General features: G+C 70.0%; 15 protein-coding genes. 11 read left to right on the top strand and 4 right to left on the bottom strand.

The window, feature by feature from the left end:
- Positions 1 to 710 precede the first annotated feature (710 nt).
- Positions 711 to 1181, top strand: coding sequence for a transcriptional regulator NrdR (gene nrdR, locus HOV91_RS30790; RefSeq protein ID WP_174188820.1), 471 nt, complete (start codon positions 711 to 713; stop codon positions 1179 to 1181).
- Position 1182: 1 nt separating this feature from the next.
- On the opposite strand, the gene hrpA is transcribed toward nrdR, so the two are convergent.
- Positions 1183 to 5307, bottom strand: coding sequence for an ATP-dependent RNA helicase HrpA (gene hrpA, locus HOV91_RS30785; RefSeq protein WP_174188819.1), 4125 nt, complete (start codon positions 5305 to 5307; stop codon positions 1183 to 1185).
- Between the two features lie 131 nt (positions 5308 to 5438).
- Here hrpA and HOV91_RS30780 point away from each other — a divergent pair, with 131 nt between their 5' ends.
- The 4 genes from HOV91_RS30780 (at position 5439) to HOV91_RS30765 (ending at position 9235) form a co-directional block, all read left to right on the top strand.
- Positions 5439 to 6668 (top strand): aminotransferase family protein, encoded by a 1230-nt coding sequence (locus HOV91_RS30780; protein WP_174188818.1) that lies wholly within the window; start codon positions 5439 to 5441, stop codon positions 6666 to 6668.
- 416 nt (positions 6669 to 7084) lie between these two features.
- A complete protein-coding gene (locus HOV91_RS30775; RefSeq protein WP_174188817.1) occupies positions 7085 to 7759 on the top strand; it encodes a DUF5134 domain-containing protein in 675 nt (224 codons plus the stop codon).
- A 65-nt stretch (positions 7760 to 7824) separates the two neighbouring features.
- Complete coding sequence (gene sigK / locus HOV91_RS30770) at positions 7825 to 8511, top strand: ECF RNA polymerase sigma factor SigK (protein ID WP_246351180.1); 687 nt, start codon at positions 7825 to 7827, stop codon at positions 8509 to 8511.
- The gene (locus tag HOV91_RS30765; protein ID WP_174188815.1) at positions 8504 to 9235 is read left to right on the top strand and encodes an anti-sigma factor; all 732 of its coding nucleotides are present in this window, start codon (positions 8504 to 8506) and stop codon (positions 9233 to 9235) included. Before sigK ends, HOV91_RS30765 begins: the two co-directional genes overlap by 8 nt.
- Before the next feature lie 7 nt (positions 9236 to 9242).
- Here the strand turns inward: HOV91_RS30765 and HOV91_RS30760 are convergent, their stop codons facing one another.
- The 3 genes from HOV91_RS30760 to HOV91_RS30750 form a co-directional block, all read right to left on the bottom strand.
- Positions 9243 to 9917 (bottom strand): PhzF family phenazine biosynthesis protein, encoded by a 675-nt coding sequence (locus tag HOV91_RS30760; RefSeq protein WP_174188814.1) that lies wholly within the window; start codon positions 9915 to 9917, stop codon positions 9243 to 9245.
- 106 nt (positions 9918 to 10023) lie between these two features.
- The gene (gene ahpD / locus HOV91_RS30755; RefSeq protein ID WP_174188813.1) at positions 10024 to 10563 is read right to left on the bottom strand and encodes an alkylhydroperoxidase, AhpD family; all 540 of its coding nucleotides are present in this window, start codon (positions 10561 to 10563) and stop codon (positions 10024 to 10026) included.
- Positions 10564 to 10658: 95 nt separating this feature from the next.
- Positions 10659 to 11246: a peroxiredoxin gene (locus tag HOV91_RS30750; protein ID WP_043728106.1), complete on the bottom strand. Its 588-nt coding sequence runs from the start codon at positions 11244 to 11246 to the stop codon at positions 10659 to 10661.
- Positions 11247 to 11424: 178 nt separating this feature from the next.
- On the opposite strand from HOV91_RS30750, the gene HOV91_RS30745 reads away from it, so the two are divergent.
- The 6 genes from HOV91_RS30745 to HOV91_RS30720 all read left to right on the top strand — a co-directional run bounded on the left by HOV91_RS30745 (position 11425) and on the right by HOV91_RS30720 (position 16107).
- Positions 11425 to 12333 (top strand): hydrogen peroxide-inducible genes activator, encoded by a 909-nt coding sequence (locus HOV91_RS30745; RefSeq protein WP_174188812.1) that lies wholly within the window; start codon positions 11425 to 11427, stop codon positions 12331 to 12333.
- A 54-nt stretch (positions 12334 to 12387) separates the two neighbouring features.
- The gene (locus HOV91_RS30740; protein ID WP_217441328.1) at positions 12388 to 12882 is read left to right on the top strand and encodes a gamma-glutamylcyclotransferase family protein; all 495 of its coding nucleotides are present in this window, start codon (positions 12388 to 12390) and stop codon (positions 12880 to 12882) included.
- A gap of 80 nt (positions 12883 to 12962) precedes the next feature.
- Positions 12963 to 13553: a TetR/AcrR family transcriptional regulator gene (locus tag HOV91_RS30735; protein ID WP_174188811.1), complete on the top strand. Its 591-nt coding sequence runs from the start codon at positions 12963 to 12965 to the stop codon at positions 13551 to 13553.
- 74 nt (positions 13554 to 13627) lie between these two features.
- On the top strand, positions 13628 to 14362 hold the full coding sequence (locus HOV91_RS30730; RefSeq protein WP_174188810.1) for an SDR family NAD(P)-dependent oxidoreductase: 735 nt from the start codon (positions 13628 to 13630) through the stop codon (positions 14360 to 14362).
- Position 14363: 1 nt separating this feature from the next.
- Positions 14364 to 14570: a tautomerase family protein gene (locus HOV91_RS30725; protein ID WP_174188809.1), complete on the top strand. Its 207-nt coding sequence runs from the start codon at positions 14364 to 14366 to the stop codon at positions 14568 to 14570.
- 160 nt (positions 14571 to 14730) lie between these two features.
- Positions 14731 to 16107 carry a cation:proton antiporter gene (locus tag HOV91_RS30720; protein ID WP_174188808.1) on the top strand — a complete coding sequence of 459 codons (1377 nt, stop codon included), beginning with the start codon at positions 14731 to 14733 and terminating at the stop codon, positions 16105 to 16107.
- Positions 16108 to 16121: the final 14 nt, after the last annotated feature.

The following is a 16121-nucleotide window of genomic DNA, read 5'->3' as shown; positions in this document are numbered from 1 at the left end:
GGTGGACGGTCCGGGTGCGCCGGAAGGTAGCCATCCGCGCTGAGCGGAAAGGAATCCGGCCACCGCGGGTGGCCGAAGATATTCAGGCGCAGCGGCCACCGCCCATGCGGAACCGGCCTACGCGGCGTATCTCGATCTGCCGTCCCTCAATGGTGACGGTGCCGGGGCGGGCGGGCTCAACCCACTGCTGCCGCTGAACGAAGCGGACCTCGCGGAAGCGGTGCGCCAGGCACGATCCGATTCGGTGGCGCCCCGCCGATACGCGACCGAGGTGAGCAGCCGCAGCCTCGCGCTGCCCGCCTTCGACTGGGCCGATCGTGAAACGCGATGGAACTACATCACCGGTGACCTGGTGCCCCGCCACATCGGATCTGGAGACCGATCCGGTGCTGGCCGCCGCTGTCCTCGGCGAGGCGTTCTGGGGGCAAGCTCGCCCGCGGTCGCCTGGCCGCCCGTTTGCCGGACCTCTTGGCGGACCTGTCCGCGCACTGGCAAGTCACCGGATGAGGCAGCCGGGTCGGTTACAGGGTGAGTGCGACGATCCGGGCACCCGGACGGGTATCCTCGAAGTGTTATGCAGGCATTCCGCGTGTCGCACGGGGTCTGTCTGGTGCGGGGGTATAGACCTCTGTACACGGGCTCGTCGGACCGATCGCCCCATCGGCGCCAGGTCCGGACGCGAGCACGCGCATCGACGAAGGATTTCCCGGATGCATTGCCCGTTCTGCCGACACCCCGACTCCCGGGTGGTGGACTCGCGCGAGGCCGACGAAGGCGCGGCCATCCGCCGCCGCCGCGCGTGCCCGCAGTGTGGGCGGCGGTTCACCACGGTGGAGACCGCCATCCTGTCGGTGGTGAAGCGCAGCGGCGTCACCGAGCCGTTCAGCCGCGAGAAGGTCATCCGCGGCGTGCGGCGGGCCTGCCAAGGCCGGGAAGTCGACGACGACGCGCTGAACCTGCTCGCGCAGCAGGTGGAGGACGCGGTGCGCGCCAAGGGTTCTCCCGAGGTGCCCAGTCACGAGGTGGGCCTGGCCATCCTGGGCCCGCTGCGCGACCTGGACGAGGTGGCCTATCTGCGGTTCGCCTCGGTCTACCGGTCGTTCACCTCGGCCGAGGATTTCGAACGCGAGATCGACGAGATGCGCCGGGCGCGCGCCGAAGCGCTGTCGGCCGCGGAGTGACTCAGCGCCGGGCCGCCGCGATCGCCTTCTCGATTCGCTTGGCGGACACCGGGAACGGGGTGCCGAGCTTCTGTGCGAACAGGCTGACGCGCAATTCCTCGATCATCCACCAGATCTCGGTGACGGCGGGCGCATGTCTGCGGTTCGCGGGCAACGACTCGACGAAGCGGTCGTAGGCGGCGAGCACCCGATCGAGTTCGGCCATGCCCTGCCGATCGCGCACGGCCGAGCCGGGAAGCGCCTCGAGCCGCGCCACCGCCGCTTGGAGGTAGCGGGGCAGCTCGCGCAGCCTGGCCGCGCCCGTCTCGGACACGAAGCCCCGGAATACCAGGTTGTCGAGCTGATGGCGGACGTCCTCGGCGATGTCGCGCTCGCTGGTTCGCGCGAGCGCCGCGGAGACCCGATGGGCGCCGGCGAGAACCGGCACGACCAGGCGGACGTACCGCGCGACGGCGGAGGCGAAATCCGGGCGGATCCGGGCGACGAGCGCGTCGAACTCGGCCGGGTCGTGCACCGGACCGCCCGCGGCGGCGAGCAACTCGTCGGCGGCCGCCGCGCGGCAGTCGTCGAGCAGCGCCTCCAGCGAGCCGTACGGATTCTGGCTCAGGGCCAGGCGCTCCGTGGGGGCCAGACCCGCGGTGGCGCTACGGGCCGACGCGGGCAGCGCGTGCAGCAGCAGCGCCCTGGTGCCGAGGCGCATCGCGGCGGCCTGCTCCGCGGGGGAGCTGAGCACCCGGACCGCCACACCGTCGCCCTCGGCGACGAGCGCGGGGTAGCCGGTGACGGTCTGCCCGGCCACTTCGCGCCGCACCGTCGGCGCGATGGTGCCGAGCGATTCGGAGGTCCACACCGTGGCCGGTGGGCGTTCCGCCCCGGCGGTGGCCCGGGCCACGGAGGCGGAAACCTGCTCGGCGAGCTGGGTTTTCAGCGCGGCGAGGCTCTTGCCGCGCGCGAGCGTCGCGCCGTCCGCGCCGACGGCGGCGAAGGTCATGCGCAGGTGATCGGGCAGCGCGGAGAGGTCGAAATCGGTGGGAGCGATCGAGACCGAACCCAGCCGCGACAGCTCGCGCGCCAGTCCGGCGCGCAGCGGCTCCGCACGCGGGGTGAGCGCCGCGAGTGCGGCGGCCGCGAAGTCGGGAGCGGGAACCACGCTGCGGCGCAACGTCTTCGGCAAGGTCTTGATCAACGCGGCGGCCAGCTCGTCGCGCATGCCTGGCACCAGCCAGTCGAAGCCGACGGCGCGGACATGGGCGAGCTGTTCCACCGGGATCCGTACGGTGACGCCGTCCTCCTCGGTGCCGGGCTCGAACTGGTAGGAGAGCGGGAAACTGAGCTCGCCCTGGCGCCAGGAGTCGGGGAAGGCCGCCGGGTCCAGCGCGGCCGCGCCTTCGTTGACCACGGTGGAGGTGGAGAACTCCAGCAGCCCGGGATCCGCTCGCCGGGCCGAGCGCCACCAGCTGTCGAAGTGCCGCACCGAGACGATGTCGGCGGGCAGGCGCTTGTCGTAGAACTCGAACAGCACCTCGTCGTCGACCAGGATGTCCCGGCGGCGGGCGCGGTGCTCCAGGTCCGCGACGTCCTCGAGCAGTGCGCGATTGCGGTGGAAGAACTCGTGCCGGGTCTGCCACTCGCCCTGTACCAGGGCGTGCCGGATGAACAGCTCGCGCGACAATTCGGGATCGATCCGGCCGTAGTCCACCGCCCTGCCGGTGACCAGCGGAATCCCGTACAACGTGACCCGCTCGTAGGCGCGCGCCGCGCCCCGCTTGGCCGACCAGTGCGGTTCGGAGTAGATGCGTTTGACCAGGTCGCCCGCGAGTCGTTCGGCCCATTCCGGCTCGATCTTCGCGGCCATCCGGCCCCACAGCCGCGAGGTCTCGACCAGCTCGGCGGCCATCACCCACCGCGGCGGCTTCTTCGCCAGGGACGATCCGGGGAAGATCATGAACTTGGCGTTGCGGGCGCCGAGGAATTCCCGGGATTCGGCCTCCCTGACCCCGATGTGCGACAGCATGCCCGCCAGCAGTGCCTGGTGGATGGCGGTGGAATCCCAGGGCACTCCGTCGTCCGCGGCTGCCCCCGCGACGGCGGACCGGTCGCCTTCGGCGGAGGACGGCTTGTCGCCTCGGCGACGCGCCGGGCTGTTTCGGCGGGGCCTGCGGCCGGACTTGCGCTCGGGCGTCTCGGCGTCGGCTCGGCTCGGGCGCGCGCCGTCGGCCGGGTCCTCCGCTCGCACCGACCAGCCGAGGCCCTTGGTGATCGTGCGCAGTTGACCGTGCAGGTCCTGCCATTCCCTGATCCGCAGATAGTGCAGGAATTCCTCCCGGCACAGCCGCCGGAATTGATTGGACGACAACGACTTGCGCTGATCGCCGAGGTATTCCCATAGTCGCAGGTAGGCCAGGAAGTCGGAGCCTTCGACCGTGAAGCGCGCGTGCTTGGTGTCGGCGGCCTGCTGCTGGTCGGCGGGCCGCTCCCGGACATCCTGGATCGACAGCGCCGCGACGATCACCAGCACCTCCGCCAGGCAGCCGTTACGGTGCGCCGCCACCAGCATCCGCGCCATCCGGGGATCGACCGGCAGCTGGGCCATCTCCCGTCCGATCGGTGTCAGCGAGAGCCCGGCGTCGCTGTCGCCGTCGGCCGCGGTGGTGGATCTGCCGTCGCGCCGCGCGAGAGCGCCCAGCTCTTCGAGGAGCGCGACGCCGTCGCGGATGGCGCGGCGATCCGGCGCCTCGACGAAGGGGAAGTTCTCGATGTCACCGAGCCCGAGCGCGGTCATCTGCAGGATGACCGCGGCCAGGTTGGTGCGCAGGATCTCCGGTTCGGTGAAAGCGGGCCGGGATTCGAAATCGTCCTCGGAGTACAGCCGGATGCAGATGCCGTCGGCGACGCGACCGCACCGGCCGGACCGCTGCCGCGCCGATGCCTGGGACACCGGTTCGATCGGCAACCGCTGCACCTTGGTGCGCAGGGAATAGCGCGAGATCCGTGCCGTGCCCGGGTCGACAACGTACCGGATGCCGGGCACCGTGAGCGAGGTCTCCGCGACGTTCGTCGCCAGCACCACCCGGCGCCCGGCGTGCGGGGCGAACACGCGGTGCTGCTCGGCGGTGGACAGCCGGGCGTACAGCGGCAGGATCTCGGTGCGCGGCAGCTTCAGGTCGCGCAGGGCGTCGGCGGTGTCGCGGATCTCGCGTTCGCCGGACAGGAACACCAGTACGTCGCCGTCGCCCGCCTCGAACAACTCGGTCACGGCGTCACCGATCGCGTCCACCGGATCGCGGTCGACGATGCGGGTGTCCTCGTCGTCTTCGTCCGCGGCGGCGCCGGGCAACTCCAGCGCGAGCGGCCGATAGCGGATCTCCACCGGGTAGGAGCGGCCGGATACTTCGACGATCGGTGCGGGAGTGCCCGCCGCGTCCGCGAAATGCCGGGCGAACAGCTCGGGATCGATGGTCGCCGAGGTGATGATCACCTTGAGGTCGGGCCTGCGGGGGAGCAGCTGTTTGAGGTAGCCGAGCAGGAAGTCGATGTTGAGGCTGCGTTCGTGCGCCTCGTCGATGATGATCGTGTCGTAGCGGCGCAGCAGCCGGTCGCGCTGGATCTCGGCGAGCAGGATGCCGTCGGTCATCAGCTTGACCAGGGTGTGCTCGGCGGCGTGGTCGGTGAACCGCACCGTGTACCCGACGACGTCGCCGAGTTCGGTGCCCAGTTCTTCGGCGATGCGCTCGGCCACGGTGCGCGCGGCCAGCCTGCGCGGCTGGGTGTGCCCGATGGTGCCGCGGATGCCGCGGCCCAGTTCCAGGCAGATCTTGGGAATCTGGGTGGTCTTGCCCGAGCCGGTCTCGCCGGCGACGATCACCACCTGATGCTCGGCGATGGCCGCGGCGATGTCCGCGCGGCGGGCGGTGACCGGGAGTTGCTCCGGGTAGCGAATCTCCGGCACGGCGGCGCGCCGCGCCTCGACCCGCAGTTCGGCTGCCGCGATCTCGGCTTCGACCTCGCCCAGGTCACCGCCGCGCGCTTTGTCGAGCTTGCGCCGCAGCCGGTGTTCGTCGCGAAGGGAAAGATTCGCCAGACGGGTGCGAAGTTCACGGGAGTCGGTGGCGGCTGTCCTGGTCATTGCATCGACCAGCCTAGCGAAATCCGCCAGCGGATTTTTCGCGCCGGGCGCCATGGCCGGTAGCGGGGTGGAAGCTGGAGGCCGTGTGCTCGCCCGGGCGGCGCGGATCGGGATGCGGTAAAGGTGGAGATATGAACGCCCTGTGGCACGGCTTCGCCGATATGGGCGCCGTCGAGCGCGACGGCGCGTTCGTGGTCGCTCGCGGCGAAGGCGCCTACGTTTTCGACCGGGCGGGCAATCGCTACCTGGACGCGACCGCGGGCCTGTGGTTCGCCAACGTCGGCCACGGCCGCGGGGAGATCGCCGACGCGGTGGCCGCACAGTTGCGCAGGATCGCGCACTACTCCAATTTCGGCGACATCACCGAACCGGCAACCCAGGAGCTGGCCGAGCGGCTCTCCGGCCTCGCTCCGGTGCCGGGCAGCAAGATCTTCTTCACCTCGGGCGGCTCGGACTCCGTCGACACCGCGACCAAGCTCGCCCGCCGCTACTGGCACGAGCTGGGGCGGCCGGACAAGACGATCGTGGTCGGACGGCGGATGGCCTATCACGGCATGCACGTGGCGGGTACGGCGCTGGCGGGCATCCCGGGCAACCGCGAGGGCTACGGCGAGCTGATGCCCGCAGCGCGGACCGTCGAGTGGGACGACCCGAAAGCCCTGCTCGCCCTGATCGAGGAGGTCGGCGCGGAGCGGATCGCCGCGTTCTTCTGTGAACCCGTGATCGGCGCGGGCGGTGTGTATCCGCCGCCGGAGGGTTACCTCGCCGAGGTGCGGCGCATCTGCCGCGACCACGACATCCTGTTTGTCGCCGATGAGGTGGTGACCGGTTTCGGCCGTATCGGGGGAGCCTGGTTCGCGTCGTCGCGTTTCGCGCTCGAACCCGACCTGATGACCACCGCGAAGGGATTGACATCCGGCTATCTCCCGATGGGCGCGGTCTTCGCCGCGCCGCATGTCGCGGAGCCGTTCTTCGCCGGCGGCGTGTGGTGGCGCCACGGCTACACCTACGGCGGCCACGCGGGCGCGGCGGCCGCCGCACTGGCGAACCTGGACATCATCGAGCGCGAGAACCTGCTCGACGCGGCTCTGCGCTTGGAGTCCAGCCTGCACGAGCGGCTGGCGGTGCTCACCGCGCATCCCAGGGTCGCCGAGGTGCGCAGCGGGCTCGGCGCCGTCGCGGCGATCCAGCTCGCCGATGCCGCTGAAGGACCCGCGCTGGTCAAGACGTTGCGCGCGCACGGCATCTCCGGTCGCGCCGCGGGCCAAGGCGCCATGCAGGTCTCCCCGGCGCTCGTCATGACCGACGACCAGGTCGCCGAACTCGTCGACGGATTCACCAGCGCGCTGAACGATGTGTGATTCGCCATGTCGGTGCTCGGCCGGCCGACCCGGCGTCACAACGGGTGCGCCGCGCTCTCGGTGCCCTGCTCGATGAGCGATGCCGCGATCGCGGAATTCTCAGGAATATCGTTGTCCGGCAGAGTAACTCGGCATATCTGAACGATTGCTCGCCCGGCCGGTCGATTCGGGCGACGGAAATCGCCTGCGCATCAGGGAATCATGCAGCATGGCAACGCCTGGCTCGATCAGGTGCCGCGAATGCTCCTGACCGGCCGGGGCGGCGGGGGCCCGCGCGTCTCCCCGGAGCGCTGGGAGATCGCTGTAACCGGTCCGATCGATCATGTGGCGCAATCGAAAAGGGCACCCTGACCACATCCGGGATGCGAGCATGGAAGGGCGACGACCGTGGTCGCCGTGCTGAGAGGTGGTGGGGTGTGGCGCAGTTCGTGCAGGAGTATGCCGTATTGCGGTGGATGGTGGTGGCGGCGTTCGTGATCGCCGCGGGGATCGTGGTGACGCGGGTGACGGCGCCCGCGGCGTCGCCGGTCGATTTTGCCCCGGATGCGCTCGCGCCATCGGACGCTTCGGTCGAGCACGCCGAATCCGATGCGGCGCATCTGGTGATGTGCCTGGTCATGCTGGGCATGCTGCTGTTTCCCTCGGGGGCGAGCCCGCACGCGCTGCGCGGCGTGCTCACGGCGATGGCCGTGGTCTTCGCCGGACTGCTGATGATCCGCGCCGCGGAGTACGCCACCCAGGCTCGGCCCCTGCCGATCGACCGGCTGGTCCCACTCGGCTACCACATCGTGGCCGCCGCGGCGATGCTCTACGCGATGTCCGGGCATACGGCCTCCGGTCACACGGGCGGTCCGGCGCCCGGCCCCGCCCTCGGTCTCGCGGCCTTGTTCCTCTTCGACGCACTCCTGGTCGCCTTCGCCGCGTGCACCGGCTGGGCGCATACGCGGATGCCGGGTCCGCTGGGGCTGCTGGCGCGTTCCGGGGGATGCGTCGCCGCCCTCACCGGCCCCGCGAAACCGTGGGCGGCGTTGCCGCATGTGGTGATGGATGCCGGTACCGCCTACATGCTGGTAGCCGTGATCGCTCGTTGACCAGGGGACCAATCCGGTCCCCTCCGCATACCGAACCCCTGTTCATGCAGGCACGGGATTCGGCCATGAGCAACGAACGCGGTTCTGCTTCATCCCACCGATCCGGCGATCCGGCGCGGGTGCGGGAGGAACCCGGCGACTCCGCGCTCGCCTGCCCGCTGCCGTCCGGCTACGACCGCTCGCAGGCCACCCTCGCGAGCCGCGAGCTCGCGGCGCTGCTCGCCGCCGCGGGGGCGGGGGATCGCGGCGCGTTCACCGAGTTCTATCAGCTGACCAGTCCGCGGGTGTTCGGGCTGACGGTGCGGATCCTGCGCAGTCACGCCGCCGCGGAGGAGGTGACCCAGGAGGTCTACCTCCAGGTCTGGTCGATGGCCGACCGTTACGATGCCACGCTGGCCAGTCCGGTCGGCTGGATCATGATGCTCGCCCACCGGCGGGCGGTGGACCGGGTGCGCGCGGAGAGCTCGGCCACCAGCCGGGATCTGGTCTACGCGCACGAGCATCTGGCGCGCGACCACGACGTGGTCGCGGAATCGGTCGCCCAGCGCATCGAGGAGCAGCAGGTGGCGGGCTGTCTGGAAACGCTGACCCCCACCCAGCGCGAAGCGATCGCACTGGCCTACTACAGCGGGCGGACCTACCGGGAGGTCGCCGATCATCTCTCGGTGCCGCTGCCCACGATCAAGACCCGCATCCGCGACGGGCTGAAACGATTGGAGAAGTGCTTGTCCGGGGAACGCGCCGATGGTTGACACCGCACCGCGGCCGGACGCGGATCTCCTCGATCTCGCCTACCCGTGCGCGCTGAACGCGATCGCCGACATCGAACGCAGGCATATCGATGCCCGTTTGGCGGCCGCGGACCCCGACGTGCGGCGGGCGTTCGCCGATACCGTCTGGCAGATGCGCGACGTCTTGGGGCGACTGGCCGTGCTGGACGAACTCGCGCCGCCGCCGGAGCTGGAACACCGGATCCTGGCGGCGCTGCCCGACCGGCGCGAGGGGCGCCCGGTCCCGCGGATCTCCCCGTGGCGGCGCTCCCTGCGCTGGGCGGTGCCGATCGCGGCGGCCGCGTGCCTGGTGGTCGGCGGAAGCTTGGTGGCCGCTCAGTTCACCGGCTCCTCTTCGGATCCCGTGGCCGCCAGTCAGGCACCAGCGCCACCGGAGGACCGGACGGTCAACGGGGCGTTCACCGGCGGCGGTCTGCTGGTTGTCGACGCCTCGCCCGAGCTCGGCCGCGCGGTCGTCGTATTCGACCGGGTCGCGCCGCCGCCACTGGGCCGGGTCTATCAGGTGTGGCTGGTCGGCTCCGACGGGCAGCCCCGCTCGGCCGGGGTACTGAGCGATGCGCCGTCGATCGACCGGCCGTTCGTGACCGGCTTCCGGTCGGGCGAGGTGCTCGCGGTGAGCATCGAGCCGGACGGCGGCTCGGACGCGCCGAGCGGCGATCCGGTCGTCGGCGTCACCCTGCCGTGAGCCGCGTCTAGATCTCCACCGGCTGGTCGGCGACGACGCGACCGCCGAGGTGCACCCAGCCGTCGGAGTCCCACTGGGTGAACAGTTGCGAGCCCTTGCCCTGGGTGATCATCAAGCCTTTCCGCAGCAACGCCGTCAACGCCACGGCGGCGGCCCCGGTCGCCTCGTCCTCCGGGACGCCCATGGTCGGCGCGAACATGCGCGAGCGCAGGGCGGCGCGGTGCTCGTCGGTCCAGGCCCACAGGTAGTGCGGGCCGCCGGAGAGCTCTTCCGGGCGCACGGCGGCCAGTTCCTCGGCGTCCTCCAGCTGATGGAAGGTGAACGGGGGCGCCCATTCGCCCCGCGCGGTGATCCAGGTCAATCCCTCGGTGAGTTCCACCGTCACCGGGCCCGCCGGGACGTCCAGCACGCGCACCGGGAGACCCTGAGCCGCGAACCACCAGGCGGTGCCCACGGACGGGTGCCCGGCGAAGGGGAGTTCCACCGTGGGGGTGTAGATCCGCACCGCGACGGTGCCGTCCACCGGTTCCTCGACCACCACGGTTTCGCTGTATCCGGCTTTCGCCGCCAGCGCCTGCCGATCGACCGCGGCCACGTCGGCCGCCCGCGCGATGCCGAGCTCGTTGCCGAACCGGCCCGCCGCGTCGGTGAACACTCGCACGACGTCTACCTGTGTGCTCATGCTCCCCGAGCCTACCCGGGTACGCCGGCGCCGAGCTGTCGTGCGGACCACATGGAGACGCGAAAGAGGCCCCTGTCGCAGGACAAGGGCCTCTTTCGGGTGGAAATCAGATCGCGGCCGTGCTGAGGGCCTCGGTCGACTGCACCGCCTGGCCGACGCCGGCCACGATGGCGGCCGCGCGCAGCGATTCGAAGATCACTTCGCGCGAGACGCCCGCCTCGCGCAGCGTGTGCTCGTGCGCCTCGAGGCAGTGCGCGCAGCCGTTGATCGAGGAGACCGCGAACGACCAGAGCTCGAAATCGGCCTTGTCGACGCCCGGCGCGCCGATGATCTGCATGCGCAGCCCGGCCCGCAGGTCGTCGTAGCGGCCGCCGAGGAACGCCTTGCCCCGGTAGAACACGTTGTTCATGCCCATGATCGAGGCGGCGCCGAGCGCGGCGTTGTACGCCTCCGCCGACAGCACGTCGGCGGCTTCCTCGGCGATCTCGCGCAGGGTGGTCGTCGACCGGGTCGCGGCCGCCGACGCCAGCAGGGTGCCCCACAGTTGCTGCTCGTTCAGCACCGTGGTGCGCGAAAGGGATGACAGGTTGAGCTTGAGGTCCTTGGCGTACTCGGGGAGGGAGTTCTTCAGGTTCTCAATGCTCATGCGGCGATTCCTCTACTCGATGCGGTCCCGTGCGGGGACCGGGTCGCTTGTCGGTGATGGGGTGACGCACCAGGAAACCCAGGCGCGCGGCGGTTTCAGACGCTGGCGGCCAGGAGCTCGCCCGCGTTGATGGTGGGGTCGCCCTTCTTCCAGTTGCAGGCGCACAGCTCGTCGGACTGCAGCGCGTCCAGCACGCGCAGCACCTCGTCGACGTTGCGGCCCACCGAACCGGCGGTGACCGAGACGAACTGGATCTCGTTGTTCGGGTCGACGATGAAGGTGGCGCGGTCGGCGACACCGTCGGCGTTCAGCACACCGGTGGCCGTGGCCAATTCGCGCTTGAGGTCCGACAGCATGGGGAACGGGAGGGTCTTGAGGTCCTCGTGCTGGGCGCGCCACTGGAAGTGCACGAACTCGTTGTCGACCGAAGCGCCGAGCACCTGCGCGTCGCGGTCGGCGAACTCGTCGTTCAGCTTGCCGAACGCGGCGATCTCCGTCGGGCACACGAAGGTGAAGTCCTTGGGCCAGAAGAAGATGACGCGCCACTTGCCCGCGTGATCGTCGCTGGTGATCCGGGTGAAGTAGTCGTCAGGCTGCTGAGCGTCGACCTTCGACAGGTCACCGCCGATGACCGCGGTGAGGTTGTATGCCGGGAATTGGTCGCCGATGGTCAGCAGGGCCATGCTCGTCTCCTCGTCAAGTTGGTTTGCTACCTGTGTTCTGCGGTATTGCGGGCCCGTCGCGGTCAACCGAAGCACCGCCTCGGGCCGGGCACTCACACCGCGGGTGAAAAGCTCACCGGCGATCTTGCCCAAGGGTGCGTAAAAGGTAAAGGTGATCAGTCGCACTACACTGATAGGCGTGACTGATCAGACTTATCAGCCCACCCTGTCACAGCTGCGTGCGTTCGTGGCGATCGCGGAATACCGCCATTTCGGCACCGCGGCCGCCCGCCTCGGTGTGAGTCAGCCCACGTTATCGCAGGCGCTCGCGGCGCTGGAGCACGGGCTCGGGCTACAGCTGATCGAACGCAGCACCCGGCGGGTGCTGGTGACCGCGGCCGGGATGCGGTTGCTGCCCAAGGCGATGGCGACGCTGGAAGCCGCCGACCGCTTCGTCGCGTCGGCCACCGGTGACGGACTCGGCGGCACGCTGCGGATGGGCATCATCCCGACGGTCGCCCCCTATGTGCTGCCCGGATTGCTGCCCGAGCTGCGCAAGCGGCTGCCCGAGCTGCGCCCGCAGATCATCGAGGACCAGACCGCCCGATTGCTGGACGGGCTGCGCACCGGCGTGCTCGACGTCGCGCTGCTCGCGGTGCCCACCGAGACGCCCGGCCTGGTCGAGATACCGCTCTACGCGGAGGAATTCGTACTGGTCACACCGCGCGGTCACGAGCTGGCCGGGCGTACCGACCTCGCGGCGTCGGTGCTCGACGCGCAGCCGCTGCTACTGCTGGACGAGGGGCACTGCCTGCGGGACCAGACGCTCGAGGCGTGCCGCTCGGCCGACGTGCACCCGGCCGCCGTCGGCGACACCAGAGCCGCCTCCCTCTCGACCGTGGTGCAGTGCGTCGCGGGCGGGCTCGGCGTCACCCTGATCCCGCAGATGGCCGTCGCGACGGAAACCGCGCGCGCCACTTTGGATGTCGCGCACTTCTCGGCCCCCGCTCCCGGCCGCACCATCGGACTGGTCTTCCGTACTTCCAGCGCTCGCGCCGACGATTACGAGTATCTGGCCGCCATCGTCCGTGCCCAGCGGCCGATGTAGGTGCGCCGAACGGGCGAGGCGGGCACAGTAGGGGCGGCAGGAAAGGAGCGGCGAGTGGACCGCGCGGCGCTGGGATCCGGGCGGCTGAGCCGCCTGGTCGGGGTGGATCACGCGCTGTTCGTCTACGGCACGCTGCAGTTTCCGGAGGTGCTACGCACGCTGCTCGGCCGCGTCCCGCCGCTCGAACCGGCCGAGCTGATCGGTTGGCGCGCTGCCGCGCTGCCGCGCCGGATCTACCCCGGGCTGGTCGCCGCGCCGCACAGCCTGACCCGTGGCGCCGTGCTGAGCGGCCTCACCGCGCAGGAGTGGGCGGTTCTCGACGCGTTCGAGGACGACGAATACGACCTGCGCAGGGTGCGACTCGATGACCGGAGTACGCCGGTGTGGACCTATGTGTGGACGGTGGCGGCGGATTCGGCGGACTGGCAGCGGGATCGGTTCGCCGCCGAGCACCTCACGCGTTTCGCCGCTCGCTCCGCACTGTGGCGCCGGGATCCCGCGGCCTTCGCGGATTCCGCCGGACCGGGCTGGTCGGATCCGGTGGTGTGAGGCCCGGACGGTCGGCTCCGATGCGAGGGCCTGGTACGCCCGAATTGCAATTCCAAGACGACCGGTCGTATATTTGCTCCATGGCGCGACCTCGACGCAGCGAAGACACCCGGCGGCTTCTGGTCGAAGCGGGCGCCTCGGGGTTCCTGACCAATGGTTACCACGGCACCGGGATCAAACAGATCTTGGACGAAGTAGGTGTGCCGAAGGGATCGTTCTACAACTACTTCGACAGCAAGGAGAGCTTCGGTCGCGCGATCATCGAGCATCACTCCCGGTGTGTGCAGCGGAATCTGACCGAGGCGTTCGGCGCCGCCCCGGACCCGGTGAGCGGCCTGCGAACGTTCTTCGCCCGGCTGATGGACGACTTCGTCGCCGCCGAGTTCACCGGCGGCTGCCTCATCGCGAACCTGGGCGGCGAGCTGGAGGGCAGTGAGCTGCTGCGGGAATCGCTGTCGGCGGCCTGGGGTGCGTGGCGCGATCGCGTGGCCGAGCAACTCGCGCACGGTCAGCGCCTCGGCATGATCCGCTCCGACATCCCGGCGGGCGAACTGGCGGACCTGCTGCTTGAATCCTGGGAGGGCGCGGTGATCAGGATGAAGATCGATCGCACCCTCGCACCGCTGCGCAAGTGCCTGGATCGCCTGCTCGGCGACTATTTCCTGCCCTGACTCAGGGGTTCACCCGTCCGGCGCTTCGGACTGCCTATTCGAAGACGACCGGTCGTATCAAAGAAGGGAACGATATGACGAAGACGGTCATCGTGACCGGTTCCTCCAGCGGGATCGGCCGTGATATCGCGCGAGCGTTCGTGGCGCGCGGCGACAACGTCGTGCTCAACGGGCGCGACGTGGACAAGCTGACGCGGGTAGCCGCTGAACTGGGCGCGCCGGAACGGGTGGCCACGGTGGCGGGCGACATCGGCGCGACCGCCACCGCAGCGGCTCTGGTCGATGTCGCCGTCGAGCGGTTCGGCGGCGTGGACGTGCTGGTCAACAATGCGGGCGTCTTCGGAGCCAAACCGTTCGTCGAGGTCACCGAGCGCGACCTGGACGGCTACCTGAACGGAAACCTGAAAGGAACCTACTTCACCACGCAGGCCGTGGTGCGGCGGTTCCTGACGCAAGGACGGGGCGGCAGCATCGTGAACATCGGCACGGTGCTGATCGACCATGCTCTCGCGGGGCTGCCCGCCTCGGCGGCCTTGGTCAGCAAGGGCGGGGTGCACGCGCTGACGACCAACCTCGCCGCCGAGCTCGCCGCCGACGGCATCCGGGTCAACGCGGTCGCCCCCGGCATCATCCGCACCCCGCTGTTCGGCGACGGCGACGAGCAGGCCTCCGGCAGGCTCGCACTGCTGAACCGCATCGGGGAAGTCGCGGAGACCACGGCCGCGGTGATGTATCTCGCCGACGCCGCATTCACAACCGGACATATCTTGCCCGTCGACGGCGGGTTCATCTCGGGAAGGGCGGCCTGACATGCCATACGTGAACATCAAAGTCACCGACGAAGGCGTGACCCGCGAGCAGAAGGCGCGGCTGATCAAGGGCGTCACAGATCTGCTGCACGACGTGCTCGGCAAGGCTCCCGCGAGCACCTACGTCGTGATCGACGAGGTGGCCCTGTCGGACTGGGGCGTCGGCGGAGTCGATGTCGAGCGGTGGCGCGAGCAGCAGCGCTCCTGAATCGATCCCGCCGCCGACCGGCGGGTTCGGGCGTGGTCGCGCCACCGACGAGCGACGACGCCCGAACTCGCCACGAGAAAACCTATGCGGGAACCGTTGCGTTTCCGCCCTCGGCCGAGATCCAGATAGGACATGTACAGCTCGACGGAGGGGAGCTGCGGTGCCGACACTGCTGGAAATCTCGACCCATTTCTTCCTACAGATCGTGGTCGTTCTCGTGACCTACCGACTGCTCTGGCCGCTGTTCCGGCGGCTCGGCCAGGTGCAGGTGGTGGCCGTCATGATCGCCGGATTCCTGCTCGGGCCCTCGGCGCTCGGCTGGGCCTGGCCGTCGGCACAGGAGTGGTTGTTCCCGACGAAGCTCGCGGTGGGCGGCACGAGCATCGTCCACCCGAACCTGACCGCCATCTACGTGGTGGGGCAGATCGGCCTGGTGCTGTACATGTTCCTGGTCGGCAGCTCGTTCCAGCTCGACATCTTCGGCAAGCATCTGCGCCAGGCCGGAGCCACCTCGGCGACCGGTGTCGCGGTGCCCATGGTTCTCGGCGGCGTGGTCGGCTGGTGGATGGCCGAGCGCGGCGGGTTCTTCACCGATGGCGTGGCGACCTGGCAGGGCGCGCTGTTCCTGGCCGCCGCCGTCGCGGTCACCGCGTTCCCCATCCTGGCCTGGATCGTCTACGACTCCGGGCTGATGAACACCCGCCTCGGCACGATGTCGCTGGCCGTCGCGGCAGTGGACGACGCGTGCGCGTGGATACTGCTGGCCGTGGTCGTCGCCACGGCCAAGGACAGCCCGGGCGGCATCTACCTGGCGGCGGGCGGCGGGCTGGCGTACGCGCTGTTCATGTTCCTCGTCGCGCGCCGCTGGCTGGCCCGGCTGCCGACGTGGCGGCCGCGCGGTGACGCCGAAACCGCGGGCGGACTGCCGGTCGGGCAGCTCACCGTGGTCCTGCTGGTGGTGCTGCTGGCCGCCTGCTGCACCGACTTCATCGGGATCCATTCCGTGCTCGGGGCCTTCATCGCAGGCATCGTCATGCCGCGCGGCGAGCTGCTGGACCGGATCCGCGCGCGTTTCGAGCCGCTGGTCGGCTATCTTCTGCTGCCCGCCTTCTTCATCTACACCGGTCTGAATACCGAGCTCAGCTTGATCCTCGAGCCCGAGGTGCTGCTGATGACCGTGGTGGTGCTGGTGGTGTCGTTCGCGGGCAAGTTCGGCGCCGTCGGGCTGGTCGCCCGCTCGCAGGGCATGGGCTGGCGGGAGGCGGGCGCGATGGGCGCGCTGGCCAACGCGCGCGGACTGATGGAACTGGTCCTGCTGAACGTCGGGCTCTCGGCCGGACTGATCACCCCGGAGCTGTACACCGTACTGGCCATCATGACGACGGTCACCACTTTCGTCGCGACCCCGCTGCAGCGGATGTTCGAGCGCAGCGCGTGGAAGAACGGCATGGTGTTCGGGCCCGATGGCGAGGAGCCGAAGGCGGCGACAGCGCCGCGGCAGCCGTCCCGCGGACCCGGCGCGGCGGTGATCGGGTGACCGACGCCGAACGC

It is taken from the genome of Nocardia barduliensis, assembly GCF_013315795.1.
In the GTDB taxonomy this organism is placed as follows: Bacteria; Actinomycetota; Actinomycetes; order Mycobacteriales; family Mycobacteriaceae; genus Nocardia; species Nocardia barduliensis.
Note: the sequence above shows the minus strand (reverse complement) of the source record. Positions and strands in the feature narration are given on the sequence as shown.